General features: G+C 63.9%; 9 protein-coding genes and 1 riboswitch. Of the genes, 4 read left to right on the top strand and 5 right to left on the bottom strand.

Features of this window, described 5'->3' with window-relative positions:
- Positions 1–59 precede the first annotated feature (59 nt).
- Together AC3A4M_RS20005 and AC3A4M_RS20000 are read right to left on the bottom strand one after the other, a co-directional pair.
- Positions 60–287 carry a hypothetical protein gene (locus AC3A4M_RS20005; protein ID WP_498738008.1) on the bottom strand — a complete coding sequence of 76 codons (228 nt, stop codon included), beginning with the start codon at positions 285–287 and terminating at the stop codon, positions 60–62.
- A gap of 175 nt (positions 288–462) precedes the next feature.
- A complete protein-coding gene (locus AC3A4M_RS20000) occupies positions 463–1,674 on the bottom strand; it encodes an amidohydrolase (protein ID WP_498738006.1) in 1,212 nt (403 codons plus the stop codon).
- Between the two features lie 262 nt (positions 1,675–1,936).
- On the opposite strand from AC3A4M_RS20000, the gene AC3A4M_RS19995 reads away from it, so the two are divergent.
- The 3 genes from AC3A4M_RS19995 to AC3A4M_RS19985 all read left to right on the top strand — a co-directional run bounded on the left by AC3A4M_RS19995 (position 1,937) and on the right by AC3A4M_RS19985 (position 5,289).
- Positions 1,937–2,776 (top strand): EamA family transporter, encoded by an 840-nt coding sequence (locus AC3A4M_RS19995; protein ID WP_498738004.1) that lies wholly within the window; start codon positions 1,937–1,939, stop codon positions 2,774–2,776.
- A 117-nt stretch (positions 2,777–2,893) separates the two neighbouring features.
- Entirely contained in the window at positions 2,894–3,952 is a 1,059-nt protein-coding gene (locus tag AC3A4M_RS19990; protein WP_498738002.1) for an MBL fold metallo-hydrolase, read from the top strand.
- 11 nt (positions 3,953–3,963) lie between these two features.
- Complete coding sequence (locus tag AC3A4M_RS19985; RefSeq protein ID WP_498738000.1) at positions 3,964–5,289, top strand: MFS transporter; 1,326 nt, start codon at positions 3,964–3,966, stop codon at positions 5,287–5,289.
- A 49-nt stretch (positions 5,290–5,338) separates the two neighbouring features.
- Here the strand turns inward: AC3A4M_RS19985 and AC3A4M_RS19980 are convergent, their stop codons facing one another.
- Genes AC3A4M_RS19980 through AC3A4M_RS19970 form a run of 3 tightly spaced genes read right to left on the bottom strand, consistent with a single transcriptional unit; the run spans position 5,339 to position 6,941 of the window.
- Positions 5,339–6,310: a LysR substrate-binding domain-containing protein gene (locus AC3A4M_RS19980; RefSeq protein ID WP_498737999.1), complete on the bottom strand. Its 972-nt coding sequence runs from the start codon at positions 6,308–6,310 to the stop codon at positions 5,339–5,341.
- 50 nt (positions 6,311–6,360) lie between these two features.
- The gene (locus AC3A4M_RS19975; protein ID WP_498737997.1) at positions 6,361–6,819 is read right to left on the bottom strand and encodes a PIN domain-containing protein; all 459 of its coding nucleotides are present in this window, start codon (positions 6,817–6,819) and stop codon (positions 6,361–6,363) included.
- The gene (locus AC3A4M_RS19970) at positions 6,816–6,941 is read right to left on the bottom strand and encodes a hypothetical protein (protein ID WP_498737996.1); all 126 of its coding nucleotides are present in this window, start codon (positions 6,939–6,941) and stop codon (positions 6,816–6,818) included. The genes AC3A4M_RS19975 and AC3A4M_RS19970 overlap by 4 nt, the downstream gene beginning before the upstream one ends.
- Before the next feature lie 67 nt (positions 6,942–7,008).
- Positions 7,009–7,131, bottom strand: a riboswitch (SAM riboswitch).
- Positions 7,132–7,391: 260 nt separating this feature from the next.
- Between AC3A4M_RS19970 and AC3A4M_RS19965 the strand changes: the two genes are divergently transcribed.
- Positions 7,392–7,799: a hypothetical protein gene (locus tag AC3A4M_RS19965; protein ID WP_498737994.1), complete on the top strand. Its 408-nt coding sequence runs from the start codon at positions 7,392–7,394 to the stop codon at positions 7,797–7,799.
- Positions 7,800–7,880: the final 81 nt, after the last annotated feature.

The raw sequence follows: 7,880 nt of genomic DNA, 5'->3' as shown, positions 1-7,880 counted from the left end.
CCTGTCCGGGGGCCGGGGAACCGGAAACCGGTGCAGACTGCTCTTCCGCTGCCATAACCTCAGTCCATCATCCGGCTATGACAATACAGACGCTTATTCACAGCGTCTGACGGCTTCCACGAAAGTTCTTCAAAATTCTTTCCTGCACCGGTTTTCCCGAGCCCGGCAGGAACCACACCGGCGCGGGCCAGGCCGGGGCGGACGGCGTCAGCGCGGACCGCGCGGCGATGCTGCAGCCCGGCCGCAGGAATCCCGCAAACCAGTGACGAAAGCTCATCCGTTGCCATAACCTCAGTCCATCATCCGGCTGTGACAATACGGACGCTTATTCACAGCGTCCGACGGCTTCCACGAAATTTCTTCAAAATTCTTTCCGCGCCCCGAAGCAGTACCGCCTCCAGCCGGATCGGCGTTCCTCTGAGCGAATTTTCCGGTCTGCCCGTGCCAGCTTGGATTGGCTCGCTAATTCAGCCATTCGCGTGCCGCTGCAACCAGCGCGTCAATCCCCAAGCCGAGCGTCGGCCGGATGAGCGGCGCGAAATGCGGCGAGTGATTCGACGGAATGTCCTCAGGCAGTCTCCCGCTAGATGCCAAGGCCTCGGCCAGGGACGGGTCGGCACCGCCGAGAAACCAGAAAACAAGCGGCACCCCGGCAGCGGTGGCTAGCACTCCGACGTCTTCGCTCCCGGAGATCGGGCCGGGATCAATAATCTGCTGGCCGAAAACGTTGCCCAGTGCCGCCGTCGTTCGAAGGGTTGCCTGTTCGTCGTTGCGGGTCAGCGGGAAGTGTTCGTCGTAGCTGATCAACGGGTCTTTCAGGGCACCCGATACCGATGCTTCGCCGCGGACGATCCGCTCAATGGCATTGACCATCTTCGTCCGGACCGGCTCATCAAAGGTGCGCAGGCTGATCCCCAAGGTGGCTTCCGCGGGAATGATGTTGTTCTTGGTTCCGGCATGCAGCTGCCCAACGGTCAGAACCGCCGAATCACCGACGGCCAGCTCCCGCGAAACAATCCCTTGGAGCCGCATGGTTGTCGCAGCCGCCATGACCACCGGATCGACGGTTGTCTCCGGCCTGGAACCGTGGCCGCCCGCACCGAACATCGTGATGTTGATCGAATCCGCCGACGCCATGGCGACGCCGGGTCTGATGCCGATCCAACCCGCGGGAAATGGTGCTACGTGCTGGCCGAGAACCACATCCGGGCGGGGAACAAGGTCAAAGAGGCCGGCGTCGACCATGGCTTGGGCCCCACCGCCCGACTCTTCCGCGGGCTGGAAAACCGCGACGACCGTTCCTTGCCAGTTTGCGCGCTCGTCCACGAGCCTCTCCAATGCCCCGAGGAGGCAGGCGACGTGGACGTCGTGGCCGCAGGCATGCATGACCGGTACGTCCTTGCCGTCCTGATCAACACCGCGGGCAGTGCTGGCGTAGTCCAGTCCTGTCGCCTCTTCTACGGGCAGGCCGTCCATGTCCGCCCGCAGCAGGACTGTCCCGCCCGGCCCGTTCGTGAGGATGCCGACAACACCGGTGACGCCGATGCCGGGGTGCACGGTGAAGCCCAAGGCATGAAGATGCTCAGCCACAATCCCGGCGGTCCGGTGTTCCTGAAAGGAAAGCTCGGGGTGTGCATGCAGGTCCTGGTACAGCTGCTCAACATCTATGCCCATACTGCAGTGTAGGAACAATGACGGATCCGCGATAGAGGAACGGAACCGGCCCAATTCCAAGAACTTCTCAAGAACGACGACGGCGCCGTCCGGTTTGGTACCCGGACCAGAAGGTCAGCAGCAGGCCCAGAATCGTCAGGGCCAAGCCCAGCTGGTCTGACCCGATCAGCAACAACAAGCTGGAGTCAGCCGCGGCCGTTGCTATGGGCAGCTGCTGATGGTTGCATGAGGCATGCAGTATTCGGCATGGACAGCCTGAGCCGTGGCAATTCTGTTCGCCCTGGGCTCGGCGTTCTTTTACGGCGTCGCGGACTTCGTCGGCGGTTTGTTGTCGCGACGGGCAGATCCAACAACCATCGCCCTCGTCGGCCAGCTGGGCGCGCTGCTGCTCAGCCTGGGTGCCGCGCCATTCTTCCCGGCACGGTCCGTTGAGTTGGCGGACCTGGCCTGGGGTGCGGTGTCCGGCATCGGGACAGGCATGGGCATGGTGTTCCTCTACCGCGGCCTCAGCCACGGCAGCATGAGCGTCGTCGTTCCTTTCGTAGCCGTTGGGGGCACCGCACTTCCCGTCCTTGTCGGCGTAACGGTCCTAGGTGACCGCCCCACCGTTCCGGCCTGGCTGGGAATCTCTTTGGCCATCCCGGCACTGTGGCTGATTTCGGTCACCAAGAACGGTCCGCAAGGTCCACGCGCGGCCGGCACGCTCGACGCCCTGTTCTCGAGCATCGGCATCGCCCTGCAGTACATCGCCCTGGCGCAGGCGGGGGCAGAAGCAGGACTGTGGCCGATTGTTGCCGGCCGGGTCGCCGCTGCGCTGGCCATCCTGCCGCTCGCCCGGCCGTCCGCCGCCAAGCTGCGCGGCATCGGGGCGCGAACCGTCCTAGCTGCCGCGCTGACCGGAGGCATGGCCGCGCTGGCCCTGACGCTTTACATGCTCGCGGCCCAGTTGCAGTTGATGAGCATCGCGGTGGTGCTCTCGTCCCTCTATCCGGTGCTCCCCGTGGTCCTCGGCATCACCGTACTCAGAGAGCGGCTGACCTCCCGGCAGTTGGTCGGGCTGGTCAGTGCCGGCGCGGCCGTCGGCCTCATCACCATGGGCTAGCCTCGCGCCACACATAAGCAAAACCAGTTTAGATCTCCGGTTTAAACAGTTTTACAGGTCATTGCAGATACCGGATTATCGATAGGAAGTGATAAGCAACACAAGGAGTTCTGCAACATGACCGGTACGGATCTGACGCCACGCGTCGTCACCCTTGGCACCGCCGGCGGTCCACGCTGGTGGACCGGCGAGAATGCCGGGAAGCGCTCGGGGATCGCCACCGCCGTCGTTGTTGGCGACAGCACTTACCTGGTGGACGCCGGGCACGGCGTGGGACGCCAGCTCATGCTCGCCGGGCTTCCGGTCAACTCGCTGCGTGGCATCTTCATCACGCACCTGCATTCGGACCACACGATCGATCTGGGCAGCCTGGCGATCTTCGGCATGTTCACGCTGAAGGACAACCAGCACCAGATCAGGATCATGGGCCCCGGCGACCGCGGCGAGCTTCCCCCGGTTTCCGCCCGTGCCGCCGTCGCGCCTTCGCCGGTTTTTCCGGAGAACCCGACGCCCGGCACGAAGGCAATGTTCACCCATCTGATGGCTGCCTACGCCACGGACCTGAACGACCGCATTCTGGACGCGCTGCGGCCTTCGCCCTTCGACTACTTCGTGCCCGAGGACATCCAAATCCCGACGGCGAGTGGTTACCACCCGAACGATAATCCGACTCCCGCCATGGAGGGCTTCGAGATCTACCGGGACGAAAACGTCACGGTGACGGCCACGCTGGTGAAGCATCCGCCGATCGCCCCCGCCTTCGCCTTCCGGTTCGACACCGAGCACGGCTCCGTCACCATCTCCGGCGACACCGCACCGTGCGAGAACCTGGTCCGCCTCGCAGCGGACACCGACCTGCTGCTCCACGAGGCCATCGATTTCGACTGGGTGCAGCGTGCCTATGGTTCGGCCGCGAATTCCACCGGCCAGGCCTCCATCGACCACCATAAAAAATCGCACACCAGTGCCGCTGAAGCAGTCGCACTGGCCAACCGCGCAGGGGCAAAAGCCTTGGCCCTGCACCATCTAGTACCAGGCACCACCCCCGTGTCCGTGTGGGAAAGCGCCGGCGCCGACTTCGACGGCCGCTTCTACGTCCCGAACGATCTGGACGTTATTCCCTTCGGTACTGACTCCACTGACCGTATTCTGGAAGAAATGGCTACTGTCCAATGAGTGCTAACACCATGACTCCCCCGCAGCCCCAGGCATCCTCCATCTCGGAGAGCCTGAACACGAAGCAGATGCGCCGTATCCTGGCCTCCAGCTTCATCGGCAGCGCCATCGAGTTCTATGACTTCATCCTGTATGCGATGGCCGCGTCCATCGTCTTCAACCAGGTGTTCTTCGCGAACGTCTCCCCCGCCGTCGGGCTGTTCATGTCCTTCGGCACGCTCGCCGTCGGTTACGTCGCCCGTCCGCTGGGCGGGGCGATCTTCGGCCACTTCGGCGACCGGATCGGCCGCAAGACCGTACTGATCGTGTCCATGACCCTGATGGGTGCGGGCACTACGCTGATCGGCCTGCTGCCCACCACGGCGCAGATCGGCATGGCGGCGCCCATCCTGCTGGTGGTGCTGCGGCTTGTCCAGGGACTCGCCGTCGGCGGTGAATGGGGCGGAGCCATGCTGGTTGCCCTCGAGCACGCCCCGGCCAAGCGCCGCGGTTTCGCCGCCAGCTTCGCCAACATGGGCGGTCCCGCCGGTGCCGTGCTGGCCACGCTGACCGTTTCGGCCTTCTCCACCCTGCCCGAGGAAGCGTTCATGAGCTGGGGGTGGCGGATCCCGTTCCTGCTGAGCCTGGTGCTGATCGCCGTGGGCCTGGTCATCCGGCTCAAGGTTGCCGAAACGCCGCTGTTCCTGGAACTCGAAGCAACTGCGGAAAAGAAGAAGATCCCGTTCGTCGAGGTTGTCACCAAGTACCCGAAGAACCTGGTGCTGGGTGTGCTGGCCGGCATGAGCTCCTACACCGTGCAGGGCCTGATGACGGTGTGGGCGGTCTCCTACATCATCGAGGCCGGCGTGGACACCACCTCGGTCCTCAACATCAAGGCCGTCGGCGCCACCCTGACCATCGTGGCCATCTGGTTCGCGGCCCGCCTGAGCGATAAGTACGGCCGCAAGCCGGTCATGCTGGCCGGCATGATCGCCGGAGCCGTCCTGGCCTACCCCATCCTGTGGCTGCTGCAGACCGACACGCTGTGGGGCTTCGCCATCGGCTTGTTCCTGGCCAACGGCATCATCCAGGGTGTGATCTTCGGGCCGTTCGGCGCCTTCGTGGCCGAGCTCTTCCCCACCCGCATGCGGTACACGGGCGCCTCGCTGACCTACCAGTCTTCTTCGACCCTCGGCGCCGGCTTCACGCCGATGATCGCCTCCGGCCTGGTCATCATCGCCGGCGGGGGGCTGTGGCTGGTCGGCCTGGTCTGGCTGCTGTCCTTCGTCGTGGCGGCCGTCTGTGTGCTGGCCACCAAGGAAGGCAAGAACATGGACCTGAGCAGTGAAATGAAATAAAAGTACGACGACGGCGGTGCCGGTTCCTGCGGGAGCCGGCACCGCCTGGTTAAGCGGTGTTCCGGTGCGGCTGCCCGATCAGCCCTGCCTCGCCGCTGCTCTGCCGCCCAGCTGCCCTGTCGCCGGCGTCGACGCTTTGGGCGCAATAATCCATCAGCGCGGTCAAGCGCCGGCTTAACCGTTGGCGCCCGGGGTAGGCGAAACAGATGTCGCTGTGGCCGATATGCCCGTCGATGGGAACGCAGACCAGCGGCAATCCTTCGTAGCTGACATCCAGCGGAGGCCGCTGGACCAGGACCGTATAGCCCAGCCCGCGGGCCACCATGCCGCGCACCGCTTCAAAACTGGTCGACCGCCAGGCGATTTTCGGGTCCAGCCCGGCGTCGCGCAGGTTCGGCAACTGGTTGTCGCGCACCGAGGGGATGTCCAGCAGCACCATGTCGTCCTCGGCGAGTTCCGGGAGCGCGATCTTCTCGCGGCCGGCCAACCGGTGCTCCGCGCCGAGCAGGATGTAGGGCCGGCCTTCCTTGATCACGCGCATTTCCGCGCCGCCGGTGACATGCCGCGTGTGCGTCAGCACTGCGTCCAGCCTGCCCTCCAGCATCTGCAGCTGCAGCTCATCGGCCGCACCTTCGGTGATGGTGAGCTCCAGTTTGGGATTCGGTGCCGCGAAACCCGCCGTCATCAATGGGACCCAGAACGCCGACAGCGTGGTGTAGCAGCCGATCGCCAGCGGCCCGGCCAGTTCCCCATGCCGCTCCTCGATCCGGGCCTGGATCTCCTCGGCTTCGCGCAGGAGCACCTGGGCGTCCTTGAGGAAGCCCCGCCCCGCAGTGGTCAGGGTAATACCTTTCGCCTTCCGCCGGACGATGAGCTGGGTCCCGACGGCCTTTTCCAGCTCATTGATGGCCAGCGACATTCCTGCCTGCGACACATGGCAAACCTGTGCAGCGCCGCTGATGGAGCCGGATTCAGCGACGGCCACGTAGTACTGGATCTGGCGCAAGGTGTACCGGAACATAAGGAAAGCCTATCCAGTTCCACCCGCTTCCACAGTTCCCCCGGCGTGCGTCACCCGGGCTTATGGTCCGGGGCCGAGGTCTGCGCCACGGCGTACCGGCCCACTTGCCACGGATCGATGGCCGGCACGGCAAGTTTGCTGTAGCCGGCGACGTTGCGGGACACGACCGTCAGGCAGTACCGGACCGCCGTAGCCGCGATGAGCGACTCCACGGCCGGAACATCCGGGCGGCTGGACATCGGCCCCCAGACCGCCGCGACCTTCAGGTCCACCGGCAGGATGAAGCCTTCAAAACGCTTGGTCAGCTCCGCAAGCCAGCGGCCGTCGTTGTTTGACGCAGTTTCCTGCTGGGCATGCGCGGCGCGCAGTTCCCCAACGGTCAGCGCGGAGATGAAGATGCGCAGGTGTCGGCGCTGCTGCAGGAAATCGACGACGGCGGCGTGCGGCTCCGCGCTACGCACCTCCGTCACCACATCCGTATCGAGCAGCAGGCCGGCTTGCTCCCTCACGAGCCCGTGTTGATCGGGTTGGCGGCGGCAGACCGAGCGGCGGCAGCGCGGCCGGTGCGGAGGAGGAAATCGACAAAATCCTCCCGGGCGGCTGCGACTTGCTCGTAGTCATTGAGGCTCATTACGCGCAGATCCTGGCGCGCAGGGGAAATACTGGTCATGAAAAACGGTGCCGGGCACCGGTCCTTTCGCGTGCTCTTGCCCGCACCATCTGCCAACGGCGAATGCAGGCCGCTTCGTCATCCGAACCACCCATAGAGCGTGGGGTTGGTATGCGGCCAAGTCGGAGCTTAGCGACCGCAGTTCCTGAAGCTGTTGAGAGTATGCCACGGGTTTGGCGTCGCGTCACGCACTGTTGTTCATGCTGTGTAACAGGACGAGAACCAGCGACTCGAAGCGACATTTAGCCCAATCCGGATGTTTACCTGTGGGCAATCGTTTGGCTATCTGCGTCCATGACCATATAGTAGGAGTGCTTCACGAGATGTGACGGACAACACAGTCGGCTAGCCGGTGGTGTTGCCAAGGCTCCGACCGGTCACGCACCAACCCCATGTTCGTGGGTGGTTCGGATGACGAAGCGGCCTGCATATTCGCAGAACGACGAGGTTCTAAGGGGGACCCGTGCGGGCAAGAACTATCGAGAGAACGAAATGATGAATACATACTCAACAGAACATGACCGCAAGCACACCGACCGGGCCGCGAGCCTTCCGGACGAAAGCATCTTTGACGAATGGGTGGATGTCCGGATCCACATTGAAGCCGAGCTCAGCCTGGTGCAGTTCTGCCAGCAGGGCGTACAGAAGATGTTCTTCTCAGAGGACATCGACGCTGTACAAAAGGCCGCGCTGGACTCCGACGGCACCGCCCAGTGGTGCGAGAAGTACGCGAAACTGCTCATTCCCAGCACCCACAGCGGCGCTGGCAACCGATTCTTTTCGCTGGTGCGGATGGAAATGGACCCCGCGGACAGGTGACCGCCGCAGCATCGTCATAAATTGTCAGACCGGGCTGGTAGAAGTTAATTACGTCTATCAACAGCCGCGGACGCCGGAATC

The organism is Arthrobacter sp. Soil_C_60, from assembly GCF_057656375.1.
Note: the sequence above shows the minus strand (reverse complement) of the source record. Positions and strands in the feature narration are given on the sequence as shown.